Below are 25,739 nucleotides of genomic sequence, written 5' to 3' on the forward strand. Positions count from 1 at the left end.
CGGCCGATGTCGCCGTCGTCGGTGAACTCAATGACGACGGCCGGACACTCGCCGACACCGTCGCCTCGATCTTGGGCCCGGGCCCCATGGCATGCGTGGAGTTGCGGAGCTCCTGGGAATCAGTCAACAAACGGTCAAATCCCACCTGCACAGGGTCCGCCAGCGCTACGCCGCCTCGGGAATCGACGTGGGCAATGTCCTCAGCCTCCAGGACCGGCTCCGCAAAGACGGTTGGCTGGCCTAACGCCTAGCGCCCAGGGATGACGGCGATGCCTTGGATCTCAATGAGGGCTTCCTTCTGCCATAGCCGCGTGACGCCGATTCCGGCCATGGCGGGGTACTGGGATCCGGCCATTTCACGCCAGATCCTTCCGATCTCGCGGCCGTTGGCCGTGTAGTCGTCAACGTCGGTCAGGTAGATGGTCACGTTGACGAGGTCCTCGGGCTGGCCGCCGGCCTCGCGCAACGTAGTGAGGACGTTCGAAAACGCCTGGGTGAACTGCTCCACGATGCCGCCGGGAACGATGTTCATGTCTTTGTCCAGGGCGGTCTGCCCACCCAGGAACAAGGTGTTTCCGGCGAGCATGCCGTGCGCAAACCCGGATGGCTTGGGGAGCGACTCCGGGTTGATCGTCTTGTGGCTCATGCTGTTCCTCCTCGTTGTGGCAACTGCGAAAACTTTTGGAAAGCCTCTGTGCAGATCATTCCTGCCGTGCTACGTTGAGCATATGTGACGATCGTAAAAAAGTCGACATATGTATTTCGGGAAGCAGTATTTTGAGAAGCAGCAATGGAAGGACAAAAACGCATGAAACTCGCCACCCTGCGGACGGCCGGTGGAGGCACAACGGCGGCACTCGCCACGGGCGCCAACTCTTACCTCGCGCTGCCGGTCACCGACGTCGGGGCGCTTCTTGCCCAGCCGCAGTGGCGAACCATCGTGGAGAAAGCCGTGGCCGCCGGAGGCAACGCCATCGCTGACCCCGACTTCGCTCCGCTGCTTCCGCGGGCAGGCAAAGTCATCTGCTGCGGACTGAACTATGGCGACCACATCCAGGAGATGGGCCGCGATCTTCCCGAATACCCCACGCTCTTCGCCAAGTACGCGGACACCCTCACGGGCCCGGCCGACACCATCCACATCCACGGCAGCAGCCGCGTCGACTGGGAGGCCGAGTTGGCCGTCGTCGTCGGCTCCGAACTCTTCGGCGCGGACGAAGACGAAGCGCGGAAGGCTATTGCCGGATACACAATCGCCAACGACGTCTCCATGCGGGATTGGCAGAACCGCACGCTGCAGTGGTTCCAGGGCAAGGCGTTCGACCGAACGACACCGGTGGGGCCAGTCATGCTGACCGCGGACGAGGCCGACGGCGACTTCGAGGTCCGCGGCTACGTCAACGGCGAACTCGTGCAGCACGGCAACACCAGCACCTTGGTGTTCGGCCCGGCACGCCTGCTCTCCTACATTTCCCATTTCACTACCCTGCGCCCAGGCGACCTTGTCCTGACCGGTACGCCCGGCGGAGTGGGGATGGGTATGACACCGCCGCGCTTCCTGAACGACGGCGACGTCCTCACCACCGAAATCGACGGGATCGGACGGCTGGAAAACAATTTCCGGATCCACGCACCCGTCCCCGCCATCGCCTAGGCCAATACCAACCACTTCAAAGGAGTGACCACCATGAACCCAACCGCAACCGATTACCGCCTCGAAGGCGACAACTCCATCTACGCCCAGCCGGACGGCAAAGTGGTACCCGTCGTCACCCGCGCGGGTGAAGAGGACACCAACACCGCCCAGTCCGGCGACTGCATCCGCGTCTCCGGCGTCAGCATCCAGCACACGCCGGCCACCAAGATCTGGTTCGGGCAGGTCTCCAACGTTCCCGGCTACCGCTCCCTGCCGCACCACCACGGCGAAGCGGAAACCGGCGGCTACGTGCTCCGCGGCCACGGACGCATCTACTTCGGCGAAAACTACTCCGAGTTCCTAGACATGAAGACCGGCGACTGGGTATTCGTCCCGCCGTTCATGCCGCACGTCGAGGCCAACATGTCCATCACCGAAGAACTCGTATGGCTGACCGCGCGCACCCCGGAGAACCTCGTGGTCAACCTTGACGACGTTGCCGACGAGACCCTCGCAGACTTCCGCAGGGCCTGATGGACATGTCCACCGGAACCTTGACGTCGGAGACATTCCTCAAGGCCATCGAGCTGACGGCCGTCCACGCCCAGATCCACGACGAAGCCTACGAAGCCACCTCGCAGTACGTCCCGTGGCCCAAAGCCTACGGCGGAGACATGGTGGCCCAGGCCGCGGCAGCGATGATGCGCTCGGTCGACGACGACCGCTCGCTGCATTCCATGCACAGCTACTTCATGCGCCCCGTGGAGATCGGGGCCACCGTCCGCTACGAGGTCGAACGCCTCCGCGACGGCCGTGGATACTCGACCCGCAGCGTACGGGGCTACCAGAACGGCAAGACCGTTTACGCGGCGATGGGCTCCTTCCAAGTGCCCGAAGACGGCCCGGACTTCCAGCCTGAGGCGCCATCCGCCGTCGAGCCCGAATCCCTCCGCAGTGCCGCCGAGGTGCTCCAAGGGGTCGAGGGGCTGGCCGCCGAATACTGGTCTTCGAAGCGAAGCTTCGACATGCGGCATATTCCCAGCCCGGTATATCTGCAGGTGGAAGGCGATTCCGTGCCGCACCAGGCGATCTGGGTCAAGGCCTTCGAGCAATTGCCTGACGCCGGCAACGAACACGCGACCGCCGATCTGCACCGGGCGGCACTGGCATATGTCTGCGACTACACCATCCTGGAGCCCCTGCTCCGGGTGAACGGACTCCACTGGTCCAGTCCCGGACTCGCCACGGCCAGCCTGGACCACTCCATGTGGTTCCACCGGGCCGGCCGCGCCGACGGCTGGGTCCTTTACGCCCAGGAAGCAGTATCCGGGCAGAGCAACCGCGGGCTTGCCATGGGCCGCTTCTTCGACAGGCAAGGACGCCTGCTGGCGACGGTGGCCCAAGAGGGCATGATCCGCGCCGGCTCCTGAACACACCCGACTTATCCGCGTATTACTGAAAGGAGTGGCCATGACGATGTTGAGATCAGCCCACGTGGACACCTTCACCCACGACCATTTGCCACCGGCGGGCACATGGCCGACGCTCGAATTCACCCTGCCGGAACTCCAGTACCCCGAGCGGCTCAACGCCGCGGCGGTACTCATTGACCACGCCGTCGCAAACCACGGTGCCGCGCGGCCCGCCCTGCGTACCCCGGACGGTACGGTCTGGACTTACGGCGAATTGCAGCAGCGCGCCAACCAGGTGGCCCAGGTCCTTACCGAGGACCTCGGGGTGGTGCCCGGTAACCGCGTCATGCTTCGCGGACCGAACAACCCCTGGATCGTTGCTGCCTGGCTCGGCGTGCTCAAAGCCGGGGCCGTGGTGGTTACCACCATGCCGATGCTGCGCTCAAGCGAGGTCGGCACCCTCATCAGCCTCACGCGTCCGGCTGTGGCGATCTCCGACCACCGATTCATGGACGAACTGGCCGCGGCCGCAGGCGAGGACACCGTTGTCCTCTCCTACGGATCCGACGACGCCGGCGACCTCACGTCCCGCTGCGCCGCCAAGAGCGGCGAATTCACTGCCGTGCCCACGGCCGCCGACGACGTCGCGCTGCTCGGCCCGACGTCGGGCACCACGGGCACGCCCAAGATCACAATGCATTTCCACCGGGACATCCTCGCGAACGCCGACACTTTTGCCCGCCACATCCTGCAGCCAACCGCAGACGACGTGTTTGCCGGTTCGCCGCCCCTCGCCTTCACCTTCGGCCTCGGCGGGCTGGTGGTCTTCCCGCTGCGCTTCGGCGCATCGTCGTTGTTGACCGAACGGGCTACCCCGGTTGAACTTGCCGAGAGTGCAGCCGCTGCCGGCGCCACTATCCTTTTCACCGCGCCCACTGCGTACCGCGCCATCCTCAAGGAAAAGCGCGGCGAGCTGCTTAGCGGACTGCGCATTGCGGTTTCCGCCGGCGAACACCTACCCAAGGAAACGTGGGAGGCAGTTCGGGAGGCCACAGGCCTCCGGCTCATCAACGGCATCGGAGCCACGGAAATGCTCCACGTCTTCATCTCCGCCGCGGGCGATGACATCCGGCCCGGCACCACCGGACGGGCAGTGCCAGGGTACAGGGCAACCATCCTCGATGACGAGGGTCTGGAACTCGGACCCGGGCAGCTTGGCCGGCTCGCGGTCATCGGCCCCACTGGATGCCGCTACCTGGACGACCCCCGGCAAGCAAATTATGTGGTCAACGGCTGGAACGTCACCGGCGATACCTTCACGAAAGACGAGGACGGGTACTTCACCTACCAGGCCCGCTCGGACAACATGATCGTTTCCTCCGGCTACAACATCGGCGCGCCAGAGGTGGAGACAGCCATCGACCTGCACCCCGACGTGGTGGAGAACGCCGTCATCGGCCGCCCCGACGAAGCACGCGGCAGCGTCGTCTGCGCGTTCATCGTCCTGCGCGAAGGTGTCACAGGCGATGACGCGAAGCGCAAGGAAATCCAGGACTTCGTCAAACGGACGATCGCCCCCTACAAGTACCCGCGGGACATCCGGTTCGTCGACGAGCTTCCCCGCAACCCCAGCGGCAAACTGCAGCATTTCAAGCTGCGCGACCGCATCAACAACGACCCCGAACAACTTGCCGGCGCAGGCCTCGGCCAGGCCTGAAAAGGAGCAAAAGCATGAAAATCGCAATCGTAGGAGGCGGCCCCGGCGGCCTGTACTTCGCGGCCCTGATGAAGCAGCTCGACCCGTCACACGACATCACCCTTTGGGAACGCAACGCCGCCAGCGACACTTTCGGTTTCGGCGTCGTCTTTTCCGATGAGACGCTCGGCGGCATCGGCAACGCCGACCCCGTCGTGGCCGAGTACATGAGCCGTCGCTTCGCCCGCTGGTCCGACATCGACATCCACTTCGGCGGCGAAACGGTGACGGTGGGCGGCCAGGGCTTTGCGGCCATGAGCCGAAAGGAACTGCTGGAACTGCTTCAGCGCCGCTGCGCCGAACTCGGAGTCGACCTGCGTTTCCAGACCGTCGCGCCGCCCGTTGAAGAGCTTGAGGCCAGCCATGACCTGGTCCTCGCCGCAGATGGGATCAACTCCCAGATCCGCGCCAAATATGCGGACTCCTTCTCTCCAAGCCTGGACCCGCGGCCCAACAAGTTCATGTGGCTGGGCACAGACCAGGTATTCGAGGCATTCAAGTTCTTCGTCAAGGAAACCGAATGGGGAGTCATGCAGATCCATGGCTACCCGTACTCCGACGAAGGATCCACGTTCATTGTCGAAATGCACGAGGACGTGTGGCGGGCTGCCGGCTTCGACGAGACCGCAGCCGATGTCTTCCCGCCAGGCGTGTCCGACGAGAAGGCGATCAGCAAGATCCGTTCCATCTTCGCCGAGGAACTCGATGGCTACGAGGTCCTGTCCAACAACTCCAAGTGGATCAACTTCACCACCGTCCGCAATCAAAACTGGCGCCACGGCAACGTTGTGCTCCTCGGCGATGCCGCGCACACCGCACACTTCTCCATCGGCTCGGGCACGAAGCTCGCCATGGAGGACTCTCTGGCACTCGCCGCTTGCCTGCACGAGCACCCGGATGTGGAATCTGCACTCTCTGCCTATGAAACCGAGCGGCGTCCGGTTGTCGCCTCCACCCAGCGTGCAGCCCAGGCTTCGCTGGAATGGTTCGAGCGGATCGCCCAATACAAGGAGCAGGACCCGACGCAGTTCGCTTTCAACCTGCTCACGCGGAGCCGCCGCATCACCCAGGAGAACCTGCGCTTGCGCGACCCGGAATTCGCCGACGCCGTAGACCGCAACTTCGCCCAATCCCAAGGACTGGCGGAGACCGCCCCGGCCATGTTCCAACCGTTCCGGATCGGCGGACTCGAGCTCAAGAACCGCATCGTCGTGTCCCCCATGGACATGTACTCCGCAGTGGATGGCGTCCCCGGCGACTTCCACAAAGTCCACCTCGGCTCCAAGGCACTCGGCGGTGCCGGACTGGTCATGACCGAAATGGTGTGTGTTTCCGAGAGCGGGCGGATCACCCCCGGCTGCACCGGCCTGTACACGGACGGCCAGCGCGAGAGCTGGAAGGAAATCGTGGACTTCGTCCACGCTCGCTCGACAGCCAAGATCGGGGCCCAAATCGGACACTCCGGACGCAAGGGCTCCACCCGGCTGATGTGGGAAGGCATCGACGAACCGCTCGAATCCGGCAACTGGCAGGCCGTTGGCCCGTCGGCCCTGCCGTACGGTCCCGGCAACCAGACGCCCGTGGAACTCGACCTTGCAGGCATGAAAGCCATCAAAGCCCAGTTCGTGGAAGCTGCCCGTCGGGCCGATGAAGCAGGCTTCGACCTCCTCGAGCTCCACGCCGCGCACGGCTACCTGCTCTCCTCCTTCCTTTCGCCGGTGTCCAATCTCCGGAAGGACGAATACGGCGGTAGCGTGCAGAACCGGCTGCGGTTCCCCTTGGAAGTGTTCGACGCCGTCCGCGCGGCTTGGCCTGCCAGCAAGCCTGTGACGGTACGCATCTCCGCGACGGACTGGATCGAAGGCGGCAACACCTCGGACGACTCGCTCGACATCGCGCGGGCATTCGTGGCCCACGGCGCCGCGGGGATCGACGTCTCCACCGGCCAGGTCGCCAAGGAAGAACAACCGGCTTTCGGCCGCAGCTACCAGACTCCTTTCGCCGACCGCATCCGGCAGGAAGTTGCCGCGCCGGCGGGAGCAGCCGTCATCGCCGTCGGGGCCATCTCCAGCTACGACGACGTCAACTCCATCCTCCTTGCAGGACGGGCAGACCTCGTGGCGCTTGGCCGGACGCACCTGTTCGACCCCCAGTGGACACTCCACGCCGCAGCCGAGCAGGAATACCAGGGCCCCGGAGCGCAGTGGGTGCCTCAGTTCCGGGCGGGCCGGCGGAAACCGCCGAGCTCCCGCACGGATGCGGTGCGCCCCCGCCTGTCCCTCTTGAAAGAGCCGGAATCCGACGCCGGCAACACGCACCTACGCTGGACCCCGCAGTCTGTCTCCGCCCCCGCGCTGGCCAACTAGGCTGGACCGCATGGCTATTATCCATCGAGCAACCCTGAGTCCTAGCAAACTTGAGCTCATCGAAAAGTACTTGCCCGTCCAGCCGTGGTTCACCAAAGACGGCTCCGCGCCGCCCGAGCTGCTCGGTGCGTACCGCTTCGATGATCCGGACGGCGAAGTCGGCCTCGAAACCCACTTGGTCTCCCACGGCGGCAAGGTCTATCAGGTTCCCCTGAGCTACCGGGGTTCGGAATTGCCCGGTGCGGAGCACTCGCTGCTCGGCACCATGGAACACTCCGTGTTGGGCACGAGGTGGGTCTACGACGCCTGCACCGATCCCGTCTACGTCGCTGCCCTGGCCACCGCCATCCTCACTGGGCAGCGGGAAGCCGAACAGTTCGTGGACATGGACGGCGTGCTGGAGCCAAGGGCGAGTTCCGTCGAGGTCAAGGGCAGTGGAACCCCCGGCAGCGAAGTCCCCGCTCTGAGTCCCGCAGCGCCGATCACCGAAGGCGGCGTTACCAGCATCGACGCTGGTGAACTCACCGTCCAGGTGAACCGCGTCCTGGATCTGGGGATCCAGGGTTCGGAAGATTCGGCTGCCCTTCGGGGCACGTGGGCCGGGCAGGAGGCACCGGTGCTGCTGGCGTCCCTCTCGCGGCCCTAGAGGACTACTCCCCCGGTCGCGGTCTCCACACCACAACTGCCTGGGACCGCGCCCGGGGGCGCTGCCCGCGGGCCAGGCTGACGACGTCGCCGGCTGCTCCCGCCGCGAAAACGCGGGCCTCCATGGGGCTCCGCCGCCGCTGCAGTTCCTCGCTCAACTCGGCCACGCGGAATTGCAGCGCGGCCACCTGGTTTTCGAGCTCGAGAATGCGCTTGATGCCCTCAAGGGACACACCCTCGTGGGAGAGCCGCTGGACCTCGCGCAAGCGGTCGATGTCGCGCTGGGAGTAACGCCGGGACTTGCCCGGCGCACGGCTCGGCGACACGATGCCGAGCCGGTCGTACTGCCGCAGGGTCTGCGGGTGCATGTCAGCCAGTTCGGCCGCGACGGAGATGACGAAGATCGGCTGGTTGATGTCGATGCCCATGCCGACGTCCCCTCCCATGTCTTCTGCCGCTACAAGCGGGCCTTGGCGGCCAGGTCGTGGCGAGGATCGGCGTCGGCCGTGGCCGCGGCGAACGCCTTGACAGCTTCCTCGGCCTGTTTGTTGAGGTTCTGCGGGACGGAGACGTCGATCGTCACCAGCAGGTCTCCGGTGCCCTTCGAGGTCTTGACGCCTCGGCCTTTGACCCGGAGCGTCCGCCCGGAAGGCGTGCCGGCCGGGACGCGGACGGTGACAGTGTCGCCGTCGAGCGTCGGCACGTGGATGTTGGAACCCAAGGCCGCCTCGGCGAAGGTGACCGGCACATGGATCCGGATGTTGTCGCCGTCGCGATTGAAGAAATCGTGGGGCTTGACGTTCACCGTGATGATGAGGTCCCCGTTTCCGGCTGCGCCTGGGTTGCCCTTGCCACGCTGGCGGACCTTCTGGCCGTCCCTGATGCCCGCGGGAATCTTCACGTCGATGACGTTGCCGTTGCTTTCGCGGAGGCTCACCGTGGTGCCATGAATGGAGCCTGCAAAGGAAATCGAGGTGGACGCCGTGCGGTCGCTGCCCTTTTGCGGGGCCCGCTGGAAACCGGTCTGTCCACCGCCGAAGCCACCGCCGAAGAGGTCAGCGAACTCGGGCGGGATGCCCCCGGCACCGGCAGGCTGGCGTCCGCCGCCGAAAAGGCCGCCGAACAAGTCCTCGAAGCCGCCATTGGCCGGGCCGCCGCGAGCTGCGCCCGGCGCGAAGCGTGCCCCGCCCATGGCGCGAATGGCATCGTACTGCTGGCGCTCCTCGGCATCCGAGAGCACCGAATAGGCCTCCGAGATGTCCTTGAACTTCTTCTCCGCAGCAGCATCCCCGGAATTGGTATCCGGATGGTACTTCCGCGCAAGCTTGCGGTACGCCTTCTTGATGTCAGCGTCAGAGGCGTCCTTGGCGACACCAAGGATGGCGTAAAAATCCTTCTCAACCCAGTCCTGGCTGGCCAAGGGCGTTTCCTTTCGATTTTGGTTCAGTTTGCGCTCCGCTGGATAGGGGCCGTGCCCGCTCCGCGGTGCCCGCCACGCCGCGGCCCCCTATCCAGCTGCGCTGCGCTTATCCCACCTTAGGTGAGACGACCGCCTGAGCGGAGCGAGGCAAGGGGCCCGGGAGTGGCATCTAAGGATCTGGCCGAGGGCCCCGACACGAGCTTGCGAGTGTTGGGAAGGCCAATATCCGCTGCCGAAGCCGGATGGCCAAGGATCGCAGATCCTGGGCCACCCGGCGAAGGGGCGGGGCCCCTTGTCTCGTTTCGCGGTGCTGCCCCCTCATCCGCGAAGGCGCGGTGAGGCGGTAACTCCGTCTAGGCCGGCACAGCCACGATCACTTGGGCCGCGCGCAGCACTCGGCCGCCGGAGCGGTAGCCGGAGCGCAGCACTTGGCTGACGGTGTCAACTTCGATGTCCTCGCCCGGCTGCTGGATGAGTGCTTCGTGGATCGTGGGGTCGAATTCGACTCCGGTTTCCGCGATGCGCTCCAGGCCGTACGTCTTCAGCGCGTTCTCCAGCTTGGCGGCGATCGCGGCGAACGGGCCGTCCACGAGGTCGCCGTGCTGGCGGGCGGCGTCGACGTCGTCGAGCACCGGCAGCAGGGCGTTCAGGACGCCGATGACGGCCATTTCCCCTGCGACGGCGCGGTCGCGTTCGACGCGCTTGCGGTAGTTGACGTACTCGGCCTGCAGGCGCAAGAGGTCGTTGCGGAGTTCCGCGGCCTCTGCTTCCGCAGCGGCGCCGGGGGCTACCGACTCTTCAGCCGGAACCTCCATGCCGTTGAGGATTTCCTCAGCCTGGGACAGGGCGTCGCCCTCGGCAGCGGCGTTGGATTCAGCTGCCGATCCTTGGGTGTGGCGGGCGGCCCCGGTCTCCGGGTCAACCTTGCGGTTGTCCCGAATGACCGGCTTGTGCTGCTCGTTGCCCTCGTTGTTGGAAGGTGAGTGCTCTGCGTCGTTGCCGTGGTGAGGCATGCTTACTTCTTTTCGTCTTCGTCGATGATCTCGGCGTCGACGATGTCCTCGTCTGCCTTGGCGCCGGCGTGGGCGCCTTCAGCACCTGCGGCGCTGCTTGCGCCATCCGGGGAACCGGCCTGCGAGTAGATCGCTTCGCCCAGCTTCGACTGCGAGTGCTGCAGCTTCTCGAAAGCAGTCTTCACTGCTGCGTCGTCGGTGCCTTCGAGGGCCTTCTTGAGGGCGTCGACGTCGGCCTTGACCTCGGTCTTGACCTCTTCCGGCAGCTTCTCGTCGTTTTCGGCGATGAGCTTGTCTACGGAGTAGGCGAGCTGCTCGGCAGTGTTGCGGGTGTCGGTAGCTTCGCGGCGGGCCTTGTCCTCGGCTGCGTGTTCCTCGGCTTCACGGACCATGCGGTCGATGTCTTCCTTGGAGAGCGCGGTGCCGCCGGTGATGGTCATCGACTGCTCCTTGCCGGTGCCCTTGTCCTTGGCGGAGACGTGGACGATGCCGTTGGCGTCGATGTCGAAGGTGACCTCGACCTGGGGGACGCCGCGCGGTGCCGGAGCGATGCCGGTCAGTTCGAACGTGCCCAGCGGCTTGTTGTCGCGGGTGAATTCACGCTCGCCCTGGAAGACCTGGATGGCCACGGACGGCTGGTTGTCGTCAGCGGTGGTGAAGGTCTCGGAACGCTTGGTGGGGATGGCCGTGTTGCGCTCGATCAGGTGCGTCATGACGCCGCCCTTGGTTTCGATACCGAGGGAGAGCGGGGTGACGTCGATCAGGAGGACGTCCTTGCGCTCGCCCTTCAGCACACCGGCCTGGAGGGCTGCGCCAACGGCAACAACTTCGTCCGGGTTGACGCCCTTGTTGGGCTCCTTGCCACCGGCGAGTTCCTTGACGAGGTCGTAGACGGCAGGCATACGGGTGGAACCGCCCACGAGCACGATGTGGTCGATTTCGGAGAGCTTGATGCCGGTCTCGGCGATGACGTCGTGGAACGGCTTCTTGGTGCGCTCGAGCAGGTCCTTGGTGAGGTCCTGGAACTTGGCGCGGGTCAGCTGCTCGTCCAGGTGGACCGGGCCGTCGGGGGTGACGGACAGGTACTGGAGGGACACGTTGGTGCTGGTGGAGGAAGAGAGTTCCTTCTTGGCCTGCTCCGAAGCCTCGCGCAGACGCTGGAGGGCGATCTTGTCCTTGGAAAGGTCGATGCCCTTGATCTTGAGCTGGTTCAGCAGGTAGTCAACAACGCGCTGGTCCCAGTCGTCGCCGCCGAGGCGGTTGTCACCGGCCGTGGCGCGGACCTGGATGGTGGAGAAGCCGTCTTCGTCCTTGCCGACTTCCAGCAGGGAGACGTCGAACGTTCCGCCGCCGAGGTCGAAGACCAGGATGAGTTCGTCTTCCTTGCCCTTGTCCAGGCCGTAGGCAAGTGCAGCGGCGGTGGGCTCGTTGACAATGCGGAGGACGTTCATGCCGGCGATTTCGCCGGCTTCCTTGGTGGCCTGGCGCTCGGCGTCGTTGAAGTAGGCCGGGACGGTGATGACAGCGTCGGTGACCTTTTCGCCGAGGTAGCTCTCGGCGTCGTTCTTCAGCTTCATGAGGATACGCGCGGAGATTTCCTGCGGCGTGTACTTCTTGTCGTCAATGGCGACGGACCAATCGGTGCCCATGTGGCGCTTCACGGAAGCGATGGTGCGGTCGATGTTGTTGACGGCCTGGCGCTTGGCGATTTCGCCAACCAGGACTTCGCCGGACTTGGAGAATGCAACGACCGACGGCGTGGTGCGGCCACCTTCGGCGTTGGCGATGACGGTGGGCTCGCCACCTTCGAGAACAGAGACGACGGAGTTAGTGGTTCCGAGGTCGATACCTACAGCGCGTGACATATGTTGCTTCCTTTCAATGAAACCGGGTTGAGCGTTCTGCACTCAACTGTACTCAGGCCTCATTCAATGTCAATCCAAAGTTGAGTCGAGTACGCTCAACCCTGCTCACCGGAAGCCAAAAGACCGCGGAAACTCGGGGATTTACGCGCGATTTCGCCGTGGGAGAACGCGTGCCGCATCAGGCGGCATCGGCCTGTACACCCACGCCACCAACACCACGGAGATGATCATCAGGAGGAACCACGAGACAAGCTTGTCCGGGGACACCAAGTGCCAGCCGTCCAGTTGGCTCGGATACAACCAGGCGTGCGACCAGGTGGCGATGTTCTCGGCAATCCAGATAAAGAGCGCCACCAGCAGGAACGAGACGACCAGCGGCATCCGGAATCGACGCCGGAACACCCGAAAGTGCATGACGCACCGGCCAAAGATCACGACGACGGCGGCCAGCAGGACCCAGCGCGCATCAACGATGAAGTGGTGCGAAAAGAAGTTCACATAGATGGCCGCAGCCAGGACCGCAGTGATCCAACGCCGCGGATACCGGGCGAAGCGCAGATCGAAAACCCGGTAAACGCGCACCATGTACGAGCCGACCGCCGCGTACATGAAGCCACTGAAGAGCGGAACGGCGCCGGCCCGCAGGACACCTTCGGCTTCATAGGACCACGAGCCGACGTCGGTCTTGAACAACTCCATGGCCGTTCCCACCAAGTGGAAGAGCACGATCACCCTGAGCTCGCGCAAGGTTTCCAGCCTCGTGGCCACCATGAGGATTTGGATCACGACGGCGGCGATCGTCAGGAAATCATTCCGCGCGAGGCCGGCGTTGGCCGGATACCAGAGGTGAGCTGCGAAAATGACGGCAAGGAGCGAGGCGCCGAAGACGCACGCCCACGCCTGTTTGAGGCCGAAGACCGTGAACTCAGTGAGCCTGGATCGCAGCCCTTGGGCCGGGGCACTTCCCAGGAATCGGCTCGCGCTCCCGTCGATAAGTTCCTCTACCGCGGTGAGCTCACGCATGGGCGCCTACTTGCCAGGGCCCGGCTCGCCCGGTCCGAGCCGGCCAAGATAGTAGTTTTTCGGCCAATGCCTGATTTTTTCCGGCAGCCTTGGATAAGCCGCCGCCAAGAGCCGGATGGTGCCATCGAAGCTGCGTTGATGGCGGGCCTTCCACGGAAGTCCGAATCCCGCGCGAAGATGCTCCGGCAGCAAGCCCGCAGTCACCAGCCGGACCAACGGCATGCTCAAGCGCATCAAGAACGGCCCGCTCACGGGGTGCAGGAGTTCGTGTGCCACCCTCAAAGCGGCTGCATCCGGCTCGAGGTTCCGTAAGGATTCGTCCCAATAGCGCGCGAAGGCCGGGCGGTCGGCAGGCCAGAGCTCGGCGGGCAGCTGCAACGCTGTCCCGATCCGCGCGTACTCGCGGTAGATACGATCGGCCGTGTCGTCGTCGAGGGCTCCATGGACCTTTTCGTAAACGGTGACGGCGGTGTCGTAGAGGGTCGCAACCACCCAGAGCTGGGATTGCGCGTCGAAGGCGTTGTACCCCGCGGTGGAATCGTCCGCGGCCCGGCGAACCGGAGCGTGGGCACGATTCACGGCCCGGCGCACGGCGGCCAGTTGCTCTTCCGTGCCATAGACCACGGCGTAGACGTACGTCATGGTGGCACGCAGCCGGTCCAGCGGCCGTTCGTCGAAATTGCTGTGCTCGGCGACGCCGTGACCGACCGCGGGATTGGCAATCTGCATCAGGATGGCGCGGCCTGCCCCGGCGAGCAAGACGCCCTCCGCACCGATGTCAGCAAGTCCACGGGCCATGCAGTTACTGTACCTTCGCGACTACAGCCCCACGACCCCCCGCAGCACCTCGAGCTGGTGCTCAAACAGCTCGTCGCGCGCGGCAAAGGTGTCGGCGCCGTATTGGCCGAACACCTCGAAGCTGACCGCCCCAAAGACCGACGTCCACACCAGCACGCCCCTCGCCAACGCAGGTTCTGGAACGGCCACGCCCAGTTCGGCCCGGATAGCCGCGAGGTCCGCGGCAAGGGCGGGAGGAACGACGACGGCGGGCGCCACTTCGGCGGCCAAGGCGCCTGCGCGGTAGGCGGCGTCGAAGATCCCCACCATCCGGTAGATCACCCGCGTTCCGGGTTCCGTGGTGCGCTCTGCGGGCGCTTGGTATCCGGGAACCGGACTGCCGAACAGGAGGGCATACCGTGCCGGCTCGCGCAGTGCCCACTGGCGAACGGCCCGCCCGAGCGCCAGGAACCTGCCGCGGTAGTCGTCCTCCGGGAGGGCGTCGACGGCGGTGTCCACTTCGTCGCCCAACTCGCCGTAAGCGTCAATCAGCAGGAGGGTCAGGAGTTCGTCGCGGCTCTCCACATAGCGGTACACGGCAGAGGACACCACGCCGAGATCGCGTGCGACCGCCCTCAGGGACAATCCCGCAGCGCCGTGCAAGGCAAGGTGCCGGCGACCCAGCCGGATGATGTCCGCCACGGTCTGGGCCCGGGCCCGCTCGCGGGGCGTCGAGTGCTTGGCCGCTGCGGCGGAAGGGAGGTCCATGCATCCAGCATGCCACAAAGGAGAGCACTGACAACAAATGTGAGCAGTGCTCTTGACAGGCAATTCGAATGGGTCCATCCTGAATTCAGAGAGCACTGCTCTCGAAATAGAGCTTCACCCGAGAAATGGATCCCCAACCAGAGAGTGAGCAACACCATGTACGTCGTCACAGGAGCAGGCCCCGTCGGATGGACCATTGCCGAGCAACTCGCGGACCGCGGAGAACAGGTGCGCGTCCTGACCCGCTCAGGCAGCGGCCCGGACCACCCGCTGGTCGAAAAGCTCCGGGTGGACGTCTCGGATCCGGGCAAGTTGGCGCAAGCCTTCGACGGCGCCACGGCCGTCTTCCACTGCATCCACGGTTCTGCCTACCGGGCCAAAGCCTGGGCGGCCGAGCTTCCTGGAGCAGAGCAAGTGGTGATGGACGCCGCGGGGGCAGCGGGCGCCGTCGTCGTCTTCCCTGAGAGCCTCTACTCCTACAGCGAGCCGGACAAGACCATCACCGAAAGCAGCCCGCGCGAGGCGACCGGCGGGAAGCGCGGGATCCGCTCTGCCCTGCTGAAGGCCCGCCAAGCCCACCCGGCGAATACCGTCAGCGTGGTGGCGGGCGATTTCTTCGGGCCGCGGGCCCGCATGGCGCATGCCGGCGAGCGCATGGTGCCCCTGGTCCTCAAGGGCAAGACGGTCCAGGTTCTCGGAAGCGCCGGGCAGCCGCACTCTTTCACGTACGTCCCGGATCTTGCCGCAGCCATGATCGCCGCCGCTCAACGGCCCGAACTCTGGAACTCGGTACTGCACGCCCCCACGGGTCCGGCAATGACGATGCGGGAAATCGCCGGAAACTTCGCACGCTCGGCTGGCGTTCCCGAACCGAAGCTGAGCGTGGTTCCGGGCTGGCTGCTCCGAACCCTCGGCCTGTTTTCCACCGACATGAGGGAGCTGGCCGAAATGCTGTACCAGTTCGAGCGGCCGTTCGTCATGGACTCCACAGCAAGCCAGGCCAAGCTCGGGCTGGAACCGACGCCGCTTGCGGACGCGATGGCAGCGACAGTGGCCTGGTGGCGGGATCAGGAAGCCGTGGCCGCCCGCTGACCCGCTTTCGACGCCGGATCGCGAGCCAAGCGGCCCGGCCACCAAATCCGCCCGCCAATGTCGTAAGCCAGGGCAGGCACCAACAGCGAGCGCACGATCGTGGTGTCGAGCAGCACCCCGAACGCCACGATAAAGGAGATCTGCGCAAGGAAGAGGATCGGAATAACCCCAAGCGCGGCAAAGGTTGCGGCAAGAACCACTCCGGCGGAGGTGATCACCCCGCCGGTGGCGCCGAGCCCCTTCAAGATACCGGCCCGGGTTCCGTTGAGCGTCGACTCTTCCCGGACGCGGGTCATGAGGAAGATGTTGTAGTCAACGCCGAGGGCCACGAGGAAGACAAACCCGAAGAGCGGAACCGAGGCATCCGCTCCAGGGAATCCAAACACGTGGTTGAACACCCAGGCCGAGACGCCCAACGCGGCCGCATAGGACAGCACCACAGTCCCGATCAGCAATAGCGGCGCCAGGACGGAGCGCAGCAGTGCCATGAGCACCAACAGGATGACGGCCAAAACGATCGGGATGATGCGCCACAAATCAGATTGCGCGCTCGCGTTAGTGTCCGCGGCTGTGGCTGTGGTTCCTCCCACCAGGGTTCCTGGGGCCTTTTCATGGAGCTTCTGCCGGAGCGTGGCGATGGTCTGTTCGGCCTTCGCCGAGTCGGCTTCCGAAGACAAGGTGGCATTGATCAACACCCGGCCGTCCCGCACCAAGGGGGCTGGTTCCGTCGCAGCTTTCGCGAGCGGGCGGACGCCGGAATCCAGTTGGGCCGAAACCACCGATGCATCCGAGATGCCTTCCTGGGCCTTGACTTCCGCAAGTACCGCGACTGCCGCCATTTCGTCGGCCACAACCACCACCGGGCTTCCTGCACCGGCGGGATAATGCCGGCCCAGTGCCGATTGGCCATCCACCGCCTCGGATTTGCTCAGGATGAGTGCCGACTGCGGAACTCCGCTGGCTTGGAGCTGGAGCAGGCCCAGCGCGCAGACCACCAAAACGGCGGCTGCGCCCAGCCAAACGGCCCTGGGCCGCTTGGCGATGATTCCAGCCAAAAGCCTCCAGACCCGTGGAATGTCGGAGTTTGCCGAGCCTGCGACCCCGGCGACTCCGGCGCTCGGTCCGGCGCTCGCGGCCGGGTCCGTCCTCGGCGCACGCGGCCAAAATGCGGACTTGCCGAGCAAGCCGAGGGCCGCAGGAAGCAGCGTCAGGCTGGCCACCATTGAAAAGACGATTCCGATTGCGCCGATGGGCCCCAATCCGCGGTTTGAATTCAGTTCCGAGAAGAGCAGGCAAAGCAACGCCAAGGCGACCGTTGTCCCGGATGCCAGGATGGCGCCAAAACTCCCCTTGTATGCGCGTCCCACAGCCGACCATTTGTTCGACGCCTGACCCAGGGCCTCACGGTAACGGGCCACAAAGAGGAGGGCATAGTCGGTGGCTGAGCCGACTACCAGGATGGACAGGATCCCCTGGCTTTGTCCCGTCAATTGGATCGCGCCCGCCTTCGCCAAGGCAAAGACCACCAGGATGGAGCCGCAAAGCGCGAAGACAGCGGTAAGCAACACCACAAAGGGCAGCACCACGGATCGGTAGACGGCCAGCAGGATGACCAAAACGGCCCCCAGCGCAGCGAAGAGCAATATCCCGTCGATCCCGCCAAAGGCGTTGACCAAGTCGGCAAGGAAGCCCGCCGGTCCCGTCACGTAGGTGGTTGTTCCAGCGGGAAGCCCTGCCCCCACTGCATACCCCGCAGCCTTCTCGCGAAGCGCTTGGATGCTCCCCTTGACCCCGTTTCCTTCTTCCACCGGGACGATGAACTGCGCAGCTTTGCCGTCCGTGGACGGAATCGGCCCGACCGTCGACGTCGAATGGCTGACCCCGACGGCGGCGGACAGTTGGGTGCCGAGGGGCGCCAATCCGGCCAGTTGAGCGGGTGAAAGTTTCTCAGGAGACTCGATCAGCACCACTGCGGGAACGCTGCCGCTGGAAGTGAACTTGCTTTGCCATTCGCGGGCTTCGGTGGATTCGGCGCTCGCTGGCAGGAAGGATGCTTGGTCGTTGCTGGATACCTCGCTGAGCTTCCCAAAGGTCGGGCCGCCGATTCCGCCGATCGCCATCCACGCCACCAGCGATAGCACTGCCCCCGCCAACCACCACCGCGAACTGCTGCGTCGCCCGGTTCCAATCCGTTTGTCCATCATGCCCGCACCCTCCGTAATTACTTCCATGGCAAAATATATCTATCATGGAGATAATTGGTCAATGACATCTCGGTGGGATAATTTGAGGCTGAAGGAGGCCTCATGGATGACAATCAGCACGTCCGGTCCGCAGCCGTACTCCTTGGGCTACTCCAGCAGTTCACGCTCGAGACGGAGCGGTATGTGGAGGCCGTCAGCAACCGCCACCACCTCCATCGGACGGACCTGAATGCCTTGGCAGCCATGGTGGCTGCCGCACGGGAGGGCAAGACGATGACTCCCGGAGCGCTCAGGGCGGCACTCAACCTGAGTTCGCCGGCTACAACAGCCCTTGTGGACAGGCTCGACCGGGCAGGCCACTTGGCACGACGCCGCAGCGAGAAGGACCGCCGTCAGGTACATCTGGAGATGACCGATTCCGCGCGTGCCACCGGCAGCGAATTGTTTTCTCCCCTGGCGAGCGCCATCGCCCCGGTCATCGACGCGCTTTCGCCGGACGAACTCCACATAGTGATGGCTTTCATGCAAGGCGTCATCGAAGCCACCATGACTGCCCGGAACGATGTCACGCCAAACAGCTAGCCATCGAATGGAGTTATGCCTGAACCCCGGTGACTCGTGGACCGGTGCGGGAGTAACGTAGAGCACAACGGCTAGCTGGACCACTTTGTGGACTGGAGTGTCACCGTGGGTGTTGTGCGATCATCCCTGACCGAGCTCCTCGGGATACTTTCCGACGCCGTCTCGCCCGTGCGCGTGCGCTTCGATGACGGTTCCGAACCACCCATAGGCCAATCCCCCGATGCCCCCGTGACGGTGCACGCCGTCGCCATGAACAGGGTGGGCCGTTCCAGGCGTGAGGGGCCGCTGCTGGACCTTGAGCTCAAAGTGGCCGTGGAATGCCATGGTCCCATGCAACTGGACAACATGGAGAAGCTCCTCGTTGCCATCGAACAAAACACCCAATACTCAGTGGTCTCCAGCGGCGAGTTCCAGCCCGACGAATACGACGCCGGCATCCGCCAAGGCCTCGGCTTCCTGGTCCGCGTCCCCATTGGCATAAGCCTCGACGAGCCTTCCGAGCAGCCGGCCGCTGAACCCCGGCTTGCCGCCACCACGGTGGCCCGGCTCATCCACGGCAGGTTGGTCGACATCCACAACAAGGGCATCCCTGAGGCTTATATCCGCCCGCATTCCTCCGCAGCCGCCGTCGTGAGCGATCCCACCGGCCATTTCGAAGTCCTGGCCTCGGCGGACGATCTCCAGCACTTTGTCGTGGCGGTCCGCGGCACTGAACGCGAAGTCTCAGCCAACACGAGCAGCCTGCCGGTCATCATCCGATGGGAGTGAGTGCCCGGACGTGAAATGATCAACCATGCGTCCGATGCAGCACTCCAGCAAACTACAAAACGTCCGTTATGAACTCCGTGGGCCCATCCTCCAAGCGGCCAAGACCATGGAGGCCGAAGGGCACCGAATCCTCAAGATGAATCTTGGGGACACCGCGCCGTTTGGACTGGAAGCTCCGGAGTCCGTGGTGGTGGACATGATCCACCATCTCCGCGGAGCCCAGGGGTACAGCGACTCCAAGGGCATCTTCACGGCGCGGACTGCGATTTCGCAGTACTACCAGACCAAGAACCTGATGAATATCGGCGTCGAGGATATCTTCATCGGCAACGGCGTCAGCGAACTGATCTCCATGACGCTGCAGGCCTTCCTGGAAAACGGCGACGAGGTCCTCATCCCCGCGCCGGACTATCCGCTGTGGACGGCCACCGTGACCCTCACGGGCGGCACACCGGTGCACTATCTCTGCGACGAGGGCCAGAACTGGTGGCCGGACATGTCCGACGTCGAGGCCAAGATCACCAAGCGCACCAAGGCAATCGTCATCATCAACCCGAACAACCCGACAGGCGCGGTATACCCCCGCCACATCCTGGAACAGTTCACGGCGCTTGCACGCAAGCACGATCTTGTCCTCTTCTCGGACGAGATCTACGAGAAGATCCGCTACGAGGACGCGCAGCACATCCACATGGCATCCGTGGCGGACGACATCTGCGTCCTGACCTTCAGCGGCCTTTCCAAGGCTTATCGCATGCCCGGCTACCGGGCCGGTTGGGTCGCGGTGACCGGCCCGCATGCGGCAACCGCCGAATATCGTGAGGCGCTCGAGCTTCTGGCGTCCCTCCGGTTGTGCTCCAACGTCCCGGCGCAGCACGCCATCCAGACCTGCCTGGGCGGTTACCAGAGCATCGAGGAGCTCATCAGGCCAGGTGGCCGGCTCCGCGAACAACGGGATCTGGCTTTGAAGCTCCTGACTGCGATCCCCGGAGTGACTTGCGTTCCGGCGGCCGGAGCAATGTACTTATTCCCGCGGCTGGACCCTGACGTCTATCCGATCGAGAGCGACGAGAAGTTCGTCCTCGACTTGCTGCAGGACCAGAAAATCCTTGTCTCCCACGGCTCGGCCTTCAACTGGCCAACCCCGGACCATTTCCGCTTCGTCATCCTGCCCTCTGTCCGGGAGATCGAGGAGGCCGTGCGCAGGATCGCCACGTTCCTGGCGGCGTATCGGAACCGACCCCAGGAGTAAGGCCACGCCGAGTTCCGCCCGCTTTCCACTCCATCGGGGTAGCGTTTCCCTATGAACGAGCAGAAGCCTGAAGACGTCTACACACACGGCCATCACGAGTCCGTCGTACGCGCCCATGCCTCCCGCACAGCCGAGAACTCTGCCGCGTTTGTCATCCCGCATCTCACCGCCGGGACATCAGTGCTCGACGTCGGATGCGGGCCTGGGAGCATCACCTGCGACTTCGCGGAACTGGTGGCTCCGGCGAAGGTCGTCGGGCTCGACCGTTCCGCCGAGATCGTGGCGCAGGCTGCCACGCTTGCGGACGAGCGTGGCGTGGAAAACGTGGAGTTCGTGACGGGCAACATCTACGATCTGGACTTCGAGGACGAGACCTTCGACCTCGTCCATGCCCACCAAGTCCTGCAGCACCTGACCGACCCCGTGGCCGCGCTGCGCGAGATGCGGCGCGTGGCCAAGCCCGGCGCCATCGTGGCAGTACGCGACGCCGACTTCCACGGCATGAGCTGGTACCCGGAAGTCCGTGAGCTCGACGACTGGATGGAGCTATACCAGAAGATCGCCCGACGGAACGGAGCAGAGCCCGACGCCGGGCGGCGGCTTGTGTCGTGGGCGCAGCAGGCGGGCTTCACCGACGTCGCGCCCTCCAGCAGCAACTGGCTGTACGCCACGGCGCAGCAGCGCCGTTGGCAGTCGCGGGTGTGGAGCGAGCGCGTCCTGCACTCCGCCTTTGCAGAGCAGGCCCTGGAATACGGGCTGGCCAACGAGGCTGACCTGGCCCGGATCGCCGCCGGATGGCACCGTTGGGGCTCCACGGATGATGGATTTTTCCTGATCCCGAACGGGGAAGTGATCGCACGGGCGTAACGGCCCGCGGACAGCCCGCCAAACATTTTCCGGGAATTTCCATCAACCATGTCGAAAACCGTCCGGTGGTTCCGACCCATGAACGAAAGCGCCCACACGGAGCGCCCTGATAAGGAGTTCGAGATGAAATACATGATCATGATGTTTGGTTCGGCCGAGGGCATGATGGAGACCGCGGATCCCGAATGGATCAGGGAAATGATCGGGTTCATGATCCAGATCGACAAAGATCTCACCGATTCCGGCGAGATGGTATTCAACGCCGGACTGGCCGACCCCGGCACCGCCAAGCTGGTCAAGCAGACGGACACCGGGATCATCACCACCGATGGGCCCTTCGCCGAGGCCAAGGAATCACTCATCGGCTACTGGGTAGTGGATGTCGCCAGCGAGGAACGGGCCGTGGAAATCTGCTCCAGCATCGTGAAGTACGCGCCGGTTGTGGAGTTGCGCCGCATCCAGGACGCGCCGCCGGAGGTCTAGCGCTTGGCCGAACCTTCCCGGGAATCCACGTTCGAGGACCTGCTGCGCACGCTGGCGCCGCAGGTCCTTGGCGTGCTCGTCCGCAGGCACGGCCAATTTGCCGAGTGCGAGGATGCCGTCCAGGAAGCCCTGCTCGAGGCAGCATTGCAATGGCCGGCCTCCGGTGTCCCGGACAACCCGAGATCGTGGCTGCTCACGGTGGCCACGCGGCGTTTGGTTGACTACTGGCGTAGCGAAAGTGCCCGGCAGGCTCGAGAACAACGCGCGGCGGCCATGGAACCGCCGCCCGGCGAGGACCCCTCCTCAACAAGTGAGCCGGAAGGGTTAGCGGAAGACACCCTCACCCTCCTGTTCCTGTGCTGCCACCCCGCCCTCTCGGCACCTTCGCAACTGGCACTGACCTTGCGGGCAGTCGGAGGGCTCACGACGGCGGAAATCGCCAGCGCGTTCTTCGTCCCTGAGGCCACCATGGGCCAGAGGATCAGCCGGGCCAAGCAGAGCATCAAGAAGGCCGGAGCCCATTTCGAGCTCCCGGAAACGGGCGAGCGACAGGCGCGGCTCGGCGTCGTACTCCATGTCCTATACCTGATCTTCAACGAGGGCTACGCGGCCAGTTCAGGCCCGTCCATGCAGCGCGAAGACCTCACTGCCGAGGCCATCCGCCTTGCCCGGCTCCTTCGGGGGCTGCTTCCGAGCGAGCTCGAAGTGGGCGGGTTGCTGGCCCTCATGCTGCTCACCGACGCACGACGACGGGCGAGGTCCCTCCCGGACGGGATGTTGGTGCCGCTCGCGGAACAGGATCGCCGGCTGTGGGACACGACCCAGATCGCCGAGGGCCTTGAACTCTTGTCAACAGTGCTCGGGGTCGGCCGTCCGGGCCCCTACCAGCTGCAGGCCGCCATCGCCGCAGTCCATGCCGAGGCATCCTCCGCGGACCAGACCGACTGGCCACAGATCCTGGCGTTGTACACGGTCCTCGAAGCCATGGCCCCGAGTCCGGTTGTGGCGCTCAACCGGGCAGTTGCCGTGGCCATGGTTGAAGGGCCGCGGGCGGCCCTTCAACTGTTGGATGGGCTTGGGGCCGGGCTGGGAGACTGGCACAGGCTCGACGCCGTTCGCGGGCACTTGCTCGAAATGGCCGGCGAGCTTGCGGGCGCCCGGGAGTGCTTTCTTGCCGCGGCGAAGAAGACGGGGAGTCTGCAGGAGCGGCAGTATCTCCTGGTGAAGGCGGCCAAACTGGGGCAGTTGTCCACATAGGCAAAGTGGTCTCTGTCTGTGGGCCGCGGCCGCGAATAGCCTCAACACATGATCATTCAAGCAGGCTTTGACCTCCAGATTCTTGCCCGCCCGCTCATAGTCCAAGATGAAAAACTCTACCCAAGACTCGTCGTGATTGGCCTCGACGCCGAGATGCAGCTGGAAAGCATCCGGGTTGTCACGGAGTCCTTTGAAGGCAGCTTGAATCCATTCCGGGACGCCATCCTGGAAGATCTGGATATCGAGGGCTCGACGTATTTTGCGATCGCGCACGCCGGAATTTGGGCCGAGGACGACTACTTCAATGAACAGCCAATCCTCGCGGAGGCGAAGCACTTGTCAGAGGCAGCGGCACGGCAAGGGCTTCACATGATCGGCCATTTTGGGCTCGACGAAAACGGGTACATGTCCAACGGCCCGCACTCCTACTTCGACCAATATGTACTTGGCGACGATCTCCCGGAAACGATGCTTCACTGGGTGCATTCGAGGTTTGGCAAGTGTGCCTGAGCGCCGTCGGCTGTGGCCCAGAAGCATCCACCGTGCCACCGAGCCTTACGTCGGCTGGGTTGACCAACTAGACTTGGTCAACATGGCACAGTACAACGTTCAGGAGGCAAAGACCCGCCTTTCTGAGCTCCTCAACATGGTTGAACGGGGCGAGGAAGTGGTTATCGCCAAGGCCGGCAAGCCCGTCGCACGGCTCGTGAAGATTGAGCGGCCCACCAAGCGCCGCCTTGGATTCGTCAAGGGACAACTTCCCGACAATTTCCTAGAGCCCATGGATGAGGAGGAACTTACGCTGTGGGAAGCACCCCTTATCTCCTCGATACGCATGCCCTGATTTGGGCCCTGACGGAACCCAGGAAGCTCTCATCCAAGGCGAGACGCGCAATCCAGTCATTCGACAACCGCCTCGTGGCATCATCCGCCAGCGCATACGAGATCGGCTACAAGCACAAGCTGGGTAAGCTCCCCGGCTTGGACGGACTGTTTCTGGGTTATGCGCGGCATGTCGCCGAGCTGTGCAACGAGGAGCTGTCCATTCGGAGTGTCCATGCGCTTGCGGCCGCGCACCTCGATTGGGAGCATCGAGACCCGTTCGACAGGCTGATCGCTGCGCAAGCCATCGTGGAATCGATGGTGGTTATCACGGCCGATCAGGAATTCCATAGCTTCCCGTTGGTGGAGACGCTCTGGTAACCGCTCGTCCGTGTAGGCTCATCAGCTCGTCCGGGCGGCGCGCCCCGCGGGCATAAGCTGGATTGGTGCAAATTTCGCTTTGGCTGGCCCTGGTAGGCGCCGGCACCCTGATCAGTTTCACTCCCGGCGCGGGCGCCATCTCCACCATGAGCAATTCGCTCAACTCCGGATTCCGCCGCTCCATCTGGGGAGTGCTGGGCCAACAGGCGGCACTGATCATGCACATCCTGATCGTTGCGCTCGGGGTAGGTGTTCTGGTCTCCAGCTCGCCTGTGGTCTTCAACGTGATCCGCTACACGGGGGCGGCATATCTCGTGTACATGGGCATCCGACAATTCCTGCACCGGCCGGACCTGGACAAGGAAAAAGTAGAGGCCCGGCGGAACGAGCCGGCCTGGTCCATGTTCCAGCGAGGCGTTTGGGTCAACCTGCTCAACCCCAAGGCGATCGTTTTCTTCCTGGCCTTCATGCCCCAATTCATCCGTCCCGAGCAGCCGCTGATACCGCAGTATCTGATCCTCAGCACCACGATCGTTTTCATCGACATCTGCGTCATGTGGTTCTTCTTCGCCTTGGCGGCCCGTTCATTCCAACGGTTCACGCACAACGAGCACGGCCAAAAAGTCCTCAACCGCACGTTTGGAGTGCTTTTCATGTCCGTGGGTGTGCTGCTCGCCGCCATCCACTAGAAACTAATCGATTGCTCCCCACCGGCTCCCAGCCTTCGCAAGCTCAGGCCGGGGCCCTCGCCGGCGTGGGACCAAACTGTCGTATTGAACCTTCAGAACGACAGTTACGGAGCAATCGATTTTAAGATCGGGCAGGCCGCCAGCCGGCCTGGACCAGCGCGCCTCGGACCTTGGCTATCGCAGCTTTCGCATCGTTCACCATGTGGCGCTTTGAGATCCGGACCTCCGTCCAACCCAGCGCCTCATACCGTTCCGATCGGCTGATGTCCCGCACCACTTGTGATCGCCAGGCGGAGCAATGACTCCTGCGGCGAATCCGAGCCTATCCGGATCAGTTGGATGGCTACTCTTGCTTTGCGCAGCCCTCTCTTTCCCTTATGGCGATCGATCACTCGCTGAAGATCCCCAAGAGTGCACAGCGGCGTGTCCCGCCCTTCGAATTCAACCCGCGGTATCCGCACACAGCTGTCCCCCATGACCACCAATTCGTCCACGGTCAGTATCTCGGCCATGTCGAACCAGGTACGCTCCACAGTGGTGACGGGGACGCCATCAACCGTAGTGACCTCGTCCTCATAGAGCTTCATGCGGTGCACGACGACGTGCGGCCGGTTGAGGTGGGCAGCACCCTCGGGGCGGATCACATGGAACATTTGCGCTG

General features: G+C 64.1%; 28 protein-coding genes. 18 read left to right on the top strand and 10 right to left on the bottom strand.

The features are described from left to right. Nucleotides 1–91: 91 nt before the first annotated feature. On the top strand, nt 92–244 hold the full coding sequence (locus AB4068_RS06245) for a sigma factor-like helix-turn-helix DNA-binding protein (protein WP_172465689.1): 153 nt from the start codon (nt 92–94) through the stop codon (nt 242–244). Nucleotides 245–247: 3 nt separating this feature from the next. Here the strand turns inward: AB4068_RS06245 and AB4068_RS06250 are convergent, their stop codons facing one another. After that, the gene (locus tag AB4068_RS06250; protein WP_059389887.1) at nt 248–646 is read right to left on the bottom strand and encodes a RidA family protein; all 399 of its coding nucleotides are present in this window, start codon (nt 644–646) and stop codon (nt 248–250) included. A 162-nt stretch (nt 647–808) separates the two neighbouring features. Here AB4068_RS06250 and AB4068_RS06255 point away from each other — a divergent pair, with 162 nt between their 5' ends. The 6 genes from AB4068_RS06255 to AB4068_RS06280 are packed head-to-tail and all read left to right on the top strand — an operon-like array spanning nt 809 to nt 7,816. Beyond that, the gene (locus AB4068_RS06255; RefSeq protein ID WP_441432944.1) at nt 809–1,654 is read left to right on the top strand and encodes a fumarylacetoacetate hydrolase family protein; all 846 of its coding nucleotides are present in this window, start codon (nt 809–811) and stop codon (nt 1,652–1,654) included. A 33-nt stretch (nt 1,655–1,687) separates the two neighbouring features. Next, nucleotides 1,688–2,170: a cupin domain-containing protein gene (locus AB4068_RS06260; RefSeq protein ID WP_284991290.1), complete on the top strand. Its 483-nt coding sequence runs from the start codon at nt 1,688–1,690 to the stop codon at nt 2,168–2,170. Between the two features lie 5 nt (nt 2,171–2,175). Beyond that, entirely contained in the window at nt 2,176–3,066 is an 891-nt protein-coding gene (locus tag AB4068_RS06265) for an acyl-CoA thioesterase (RefSeq protein WP_059389899.1), read from the top strand. A gap of 40 nt (nt 3,067–3,106) precedes the next feature. Beyond that, nucleotides 3,107–4,765: an AMP-binding protein gene (locus AB4068_RS06270; RefSeq protein ID WP_441432945.1), complete on the top strand. Its 1,659-nt coding sequence runs from the start codon at nt 3,107–3,109 to the stop codon at nt 4,763–4,765. A gap of 14 nt (nt 4,766–4,779) precedes the next feature. Next, the gene (locus tag AB4068_RS06275) at nt 4,780–7,170 is read left to right on the top strand and encodes a bifunctional salicylyl-CoA 5-hydroxylase/oxidoreductase (RefSeq protein ID WP_284991287.1); all 2,391 of its coding nucleotides are present in this window, start codon (nt 4,780–4,782) and stop codon (nt 7,168–7,170) included. A gap of 10 nt (nt 7,171–7,180) precedes the next feature. Further along, nucleotides 7,181–7,816: a CG0192-related protein gene (locus AB4068_RS06280; protein WP_307054927.1), complete on the top strand. Its 636-nt coding sequence runs from the start codon at nt 7,181–7,183 to the stop codon at nt 7,814–7,816. 4 nt (nt 7,817–7,820) lie between these two features. On the opposite strand, the gene AB4068_RS06285 is transcribed toward AB4068_RS06280, so the two are convergent. The 7 genes from AB4068_RS06285 to AB4068_RS06315 all read right to left on the bottom strand — a co-directional run bounded on the left by AB4068_RS06285 (nt 7,821) and on the right by AB4068_RS06315 (nt 14,681). Next, complete coding sequence (locus AB4068_RS06285) at nt 7,821–8,243, bottom strand: heat shock protein transcriptional repressor HspR (RefSeq protein ID WP_269995195.1); 423 nt, start codon at nt 8,241–8,243, stop codon at nt 7,821–7,823. Between the two features lie 29 nt (nt 8,244–8,272). Then, nucleotides 8,273–9,235: a DnaJ C-terminal domain-containing protein gene (locus tag AB4068_RS06290; RefSeq protein ID WP_284991285.1), complete on the bottom strand. Its 963-nt coding sequence runs from the start codon at nt 9,233–9,235 to the stop codon at nt 8,273–8,275. 353 nt (nt 9,236–9,588) lie between these two features. Beyond that, nucleotides 9,589–10,248 carry a nucleotide exchange factor GrpE gene (locus tag AB4068_RS06295; protein ID WP_306963090.1) on the bottom strand — a complete coding sequence of 220 codons (660 nt, stop codon included), beginning with the start codon at nt 10,246–10,248 and terminating at the stop codon, nt 9,589–9,591. A gap of 2 nt (nt 10,249–10,250) precedes the next feature. Further along, the gene (gene dnaK, locus AB4068_RS06300) at nt 10,251–12,113 is read right to left on the bottom strand and encodes a molecular chaperone DnaK (RefSeq protein ID WP_306963091.1); all 1,863 of its coding nucleotides are present in this window, start codon (nt 12,111–12,113) and stop codon (nt 10,251–10,253) included. Between the two features lie 141 nt (nt 12,114–12,254). After that, entirely contained in the window at nt 12,255–13,136 is an 882-nt protein-coding gene (locus AB4068_RS06305) for a DUF817 domain-containing protein (RefSeq protein ID WP_441432946.1), read from the bottom strand. A 6-nt stretch (nt 13,137–13,142) separates the two neighbouring features. Beyond that, nucleotides 13,143–13,934: an oxygenase MpaB family protein gene (locus tag AB4068_RS06310; RefSeq protein WP_441432947.1), complete on the bottom strand. Its 792-nt coding sequence runs from the start codon at nt 13,932–13,934 to the stop codon at nt 13,143–13,145. A 21-nt stretch (nt 13,935–13,955) separates the two neighbouring features. Beyond that, nucleotides 13,956–14,681, bottom strand: coding sequence for a TetR/AcrR family transcriptional regulator (locus AB4068_RS06315; protein ID WP_306963096.1), 726 nt, complete (start codon nt 14,679–14,681; stop codon nt 13,956–13,958). Between the two features lie 156 nt (nt 14,682–14,837). Between AB4068_RS06315 and AB4068_RS06320 the strand changes: the two genes are divergently transcribed. Continuing rightward, nucleotides 14,838–15,773, top strand: coding sequence for an NAD-dependent epimerase/dehydratase family protein (locus AB4068_RS06320; RefSeq protein ID WP_441432994.1), 936 nt, complete (start codon nt 14,838–14,840; stop codon nt 15,771–15,773). Here the strand turns inward: AB4068_RS06320 and AB4068_RS06325 are convergent. After that, nucleotides 15,749–17,977 (bottom strand): MMPL family transporter, encoded by a 2,229-nt coding sequence (locus tag AB4068_RS06325; RefSeq protein WP_441432995.1) that lies wholly within the window; start codon nt 17,975–17,977, stop codon nt 15,749–15,751. The two genes, AB4068_RS06320 and AB4068_RS06325, sit on opposite strands and share 25 nt — an antisense overlap. Before the next feature lie 102 nt (nt 17,978–18,079). Here AB4068_RS06325 and AB4068_RS06330 point away from each other — a divergent pair, with 102 nt between their 5' ends. The 10 genes from AB4068_RS06330 to AB4068_RS06375 all read left to right on the top strand — a co-directional run bounded on the left by AB4068_RS06330 (nt 18,080) and on the right by AB4068_RS06375 (nt 25,078). Then, a complete protein-coding gene (locus AB4068_RS06330; protein WP_306963099.1) occupies nt 18,080–18,559 on the top strand; it encodes a MarR family winged helix-turn-helix transcriptional regulator in 480 nt (159 codons plus the stop codon). A gap of 105 nt (nt 18,560–18,664) precedes the next feature. After that, the gene (locus AB4068_RS06335) at nt 18,665–19,327 is read left to right on the top strand and encodes a hypothetical protein (RefSeq protein ID WP_306963100.1); all 663 of its coding nucleotides are present in this window, start codon (nt 18,665–18,667) and stop codon (nt 19,325–19,327) included. Nucleotides 19,328–19,352: 25 nt separating this feature from the next. Beyond that, nucleotides 19,353–20,579 (top strand): pyridoxal phosphate-dependent aminotransferase, encoded by a 1,227-nt coding sequence (locus AB4068_RS06340; protein WP_441432948.1) that lies wholly within the window; start codon nt 19,353–19,355, stop codon nt 20,577–20,579. 51 nt (nt 20,580–20,630) lie between these two features. Then, nucleotides 20,631–21,446, top strand: coding sequence for a methyltransferase domain-containing protein (locus AB4068_RS06345; RefSeq protein ID WP_306963105.1), 816 nt, complete (start codon nt 20,631–20,633; stop codon nt 21,444–21,446). Between the two features lie 123 nt (nt 21,447–21,569). After that, entirely contained in the window at nt 21,570–21,929 is a 360-nt protein-coding gene (locus AB4068_RS06350; RefSeq protein ID WP_306963107.1) for a YciI family protein, read from the top strand. Nucleotides 21,930–21,932: 3 nt separating this feature from the next. Further along, on the top strand, nt 21,933–23,186 hold the full coding sequence (locus AB4068_RS06355; protein WP_441432949.1) for an RNA polymerase sigma factor: 1,254 nt from the start codon (nt 21,933–21,935) through the stop codon (nt 23,184–23,186). A gap of 48 nt (nt 23,187–23,234) precedes the next feature. Continuing rightward, the gene (locus tag AB4068_RS06360; protein ID WP_059389869.1) at nt 23,235–23,696 is read left to right on the top strand and encodes a hypothetical protein; all 462 of its coding nucleotides are present in this window, start codon (nt 23,235–23,237) and stop codon (nt 23,694–23,696) included. Between the two features lie 82 nt (nt 23,697–23,778). Beyond that, complete coding sequence (locus AB4068_RS06365) at nt 23,779–24,030, top strand: type II toxin-antitoxin system Phd/YefM family antitoxin (protein WP_059389870.1); 252 nt, start codon at nt 23,779–23,781, stop codon at nt 24,028–24,030. Further along, nucleotides 23,991–24,389 (top strand): type II toxin-antitoxin system VapC family toxin, encoded by a 399-nt coding sequence (locus AB4068_RS06370; RefSeq protein ID WP_441432950.1) that lies wholly within the window; start codon nt 23,991–23,993, stop codon nt 24,387–24,389. The genes AB4068_RS06365 and AB4068_RS06370 overlap by 40 nt, the downstream gene beginning before the upstream one ends. Before the next feature lie 65 nt (nt 24,390–24,454). Continuing rightward, nucleotides 24,455–25,078 carry a LysE family transporter gene (locus AB4068_RS06375; protein ID WP_306963113.1) on the top strand — a complete coding sequence of 208 codons (624 nt, stop codon included), beginning with the start codon at nt 24,455–24,457 and terminating at the stop codon, nt 25,076–25,078. Nucleotides 25,079–25,320: 242 nt separating this feature from the next. Here AB4068_RS06375 and AB4068_RS06380 read toward each other — a convergent pair whose 3' ends face one another. Next, nucleotides 25,321–25,731 carry a hypothetical protein gene (locus AB4068_RS06380; RefSeq protein WP_441432951.1) on the bottom strand — a complete coding sequence of 137 codons (411 nt, stop codon included), beginning with the start codon at nt 25,729–25,731 and terminating at the stop codon, nt 25,321–25,323. Between the last annotated feature and the right edge of the window lie 8 nt (nt 25,732–25,739).

The organism is Arthrobacter sp. 2RAF22 (assembly GCF_052115325.1).
Classification (GTDB): domain Bacteria; phylum Actinomycetota; class Actinomycetes; order Actinomycetales; family Micrococcaceae; genus Arthrobacter.

Excerpts from the sequence above, each read along its gene's own strand:
- AB4068_RS06245 (WP_172465689.1), top strand. The coding sequence starts at position 92 with ATGCGTGGAGTTGCGGAGCTCCTGGGAATCAGTCAACAAACGGTCAAA.
- AB4068_RS06250 (WP_059389887.1), bottom strand. The coding sequence starts at position 646 with ATGAGCCACAAGACGATCAACCCGGAGTCGCTCCCCAAGCCATCCGGG.
- AB4068_RS06255 (WP_441432944.1), top strand. The coding sequence starts at position 809 with ATGAAACTCGCCACCCTGCGGACGGCCGGTGGAGGCACAACGGCGGCA.
- AB4068_RS06260 (WP_284991290.1), top strand. The coding sequence starts at position 1,688 with ATGAACCCAACCGCAACCGATTACCGCCTCGAAGGCGACAACTCCATC.
- AB4068_RS06265 (WP_059389899.1), top strand. The coding sequence starts at position 2,176 with ATGTCCACCGGAACCTTGACGTCGGAGACATTCCTCAAGGCCATCGAG.
- AB4068_RS06270 (WP_441432945.1), top strand. The coding sequence starts at position 3,107 with ATGACGATGTTGAGATCAGCCCACGTGGACACCTTCACCCACGACCAT.
- AB4068_RS06275 (WP_284991287.1), top strand. The coding sequence starts at position 4,780 with ATGAAAATCGCAATCGTAGGAGGCGGCCCCGGCGGCCTGTACTTCGCG.
- AB4068_RS06280 (WP_307054927.1), top strand. The coding sequence starts at position 7,181 with ATGGCTATTATCCATCGAGCAACCCTGAGTCCTAGCAAACTTGAGCTC.
- AB4068_RS06285 (WP_269995195.1), bottom strand. The coding sequence starts at position 8,243 with ATGGGCATCGACATCAACCAGCCGATCTTCGTCATCTCCGTCGCGGCC.
- AB4068_RS06295 (WP_306963090.1), bottom strand. The coding sequence starts at position 10,248 with ATGCCTCACCACGGCAACGACGCAGAGCACTCACCTTCCAACAACGAG.
- dnaK (WP_306963091.1), bottom strand. The coding sequence starts at position 12,113 with ATGTCACGCGCTGTAGGTATCGACCTCGGAACCACTAACTCCGTCGTC.
- AB4068_RS06305 (WP_441432946.1), bottom strand. The coding sequence starts at position 13,136 with ATGCGTGAGCTCACCGCGGTAGAGGAACTTATCGACGGGAGCGCGAGC.
- AB4068_RS06310 (WP_441432947.1), bottom strand. The coding sequence starts at position 13,934 with ATGGCCCGTGGACTTGCTGACATCGGTGCGGAGGGCGTCTTGCTCGCC.
- AB4068_RS06315 (WP_306963096.1), bottom strand. The coding sequence starts at position 14,681 with ATGGACCTCCCTTCCGCCGCAGCGGCCAAGCACTCGACGCCCCGCGAG.
- AB4068_RS06320 (WP_441432994.1), top strand. The coding sequence starts at position 14,838 with ATGTACGTCGTCACAGGAGCAGGCCCCGTCGGATGGACCATTGCCGAG.
- AB4068_RS06325 (WP_441432995.1), bottom strand. The coding sequence starts at position 17,977 with ATGATGGACAAACGGATTGGAACCGGGCGACGCAGCAGTTCGCGGTGG.
- AB4068_RS06330 (WP_306963099.1), top strand. The coding sequence starts at position 18,080 with ATGGATGACAATCAGCACGTCCGGTCCGCAGCCGTACTCCTTGGGCTA.
- AB4068_RS06340 (WP_441432948.1), top strand. The coding sequence starts at position 19,353 with ATGCGTCCGATGCAGCACTCCAGCAAACTACAAAACGTCCGTTATGAA.
- AB4068_RS06345 (WP_306963105.1), top strand. The coding sequence starts at position 20,631 with ATGAACGAGCAGAAGCCTGAAGACGTCTACACACACGGCCATCACGAG.
- AB4068_RS06350 (WP_306963107.1), top strand. The coding sequence starts at position 21,570 with ATGAAATACATGATCATGATGTTTGGTTCGGCCGAGGGCATGATGGAG.
- AB4068_RS06360 (WP_059389869.1), top strand. The coding sequence starts at position 23,235 with ATGATCATTCAAGCAGGCTTTGACCTCCAGATTCTTGCCCGCCCGCTC.
- AB4068_RS06365 (WP_059389870.1), top strand. The coding sequence starts at position 23,779 with ATGGCACAGTACAACGTTCAGGAGGCAAAGACCCGCCTTTCTGAGCTC.
- AB4068_RS06380 (WP_441432951.1), bottom strand. The coding sequence starts at position 25,731 with ATGTTCCATGTGATCCGCCCCGAGGGTGCTGCCCACCTCAACCGGCCG.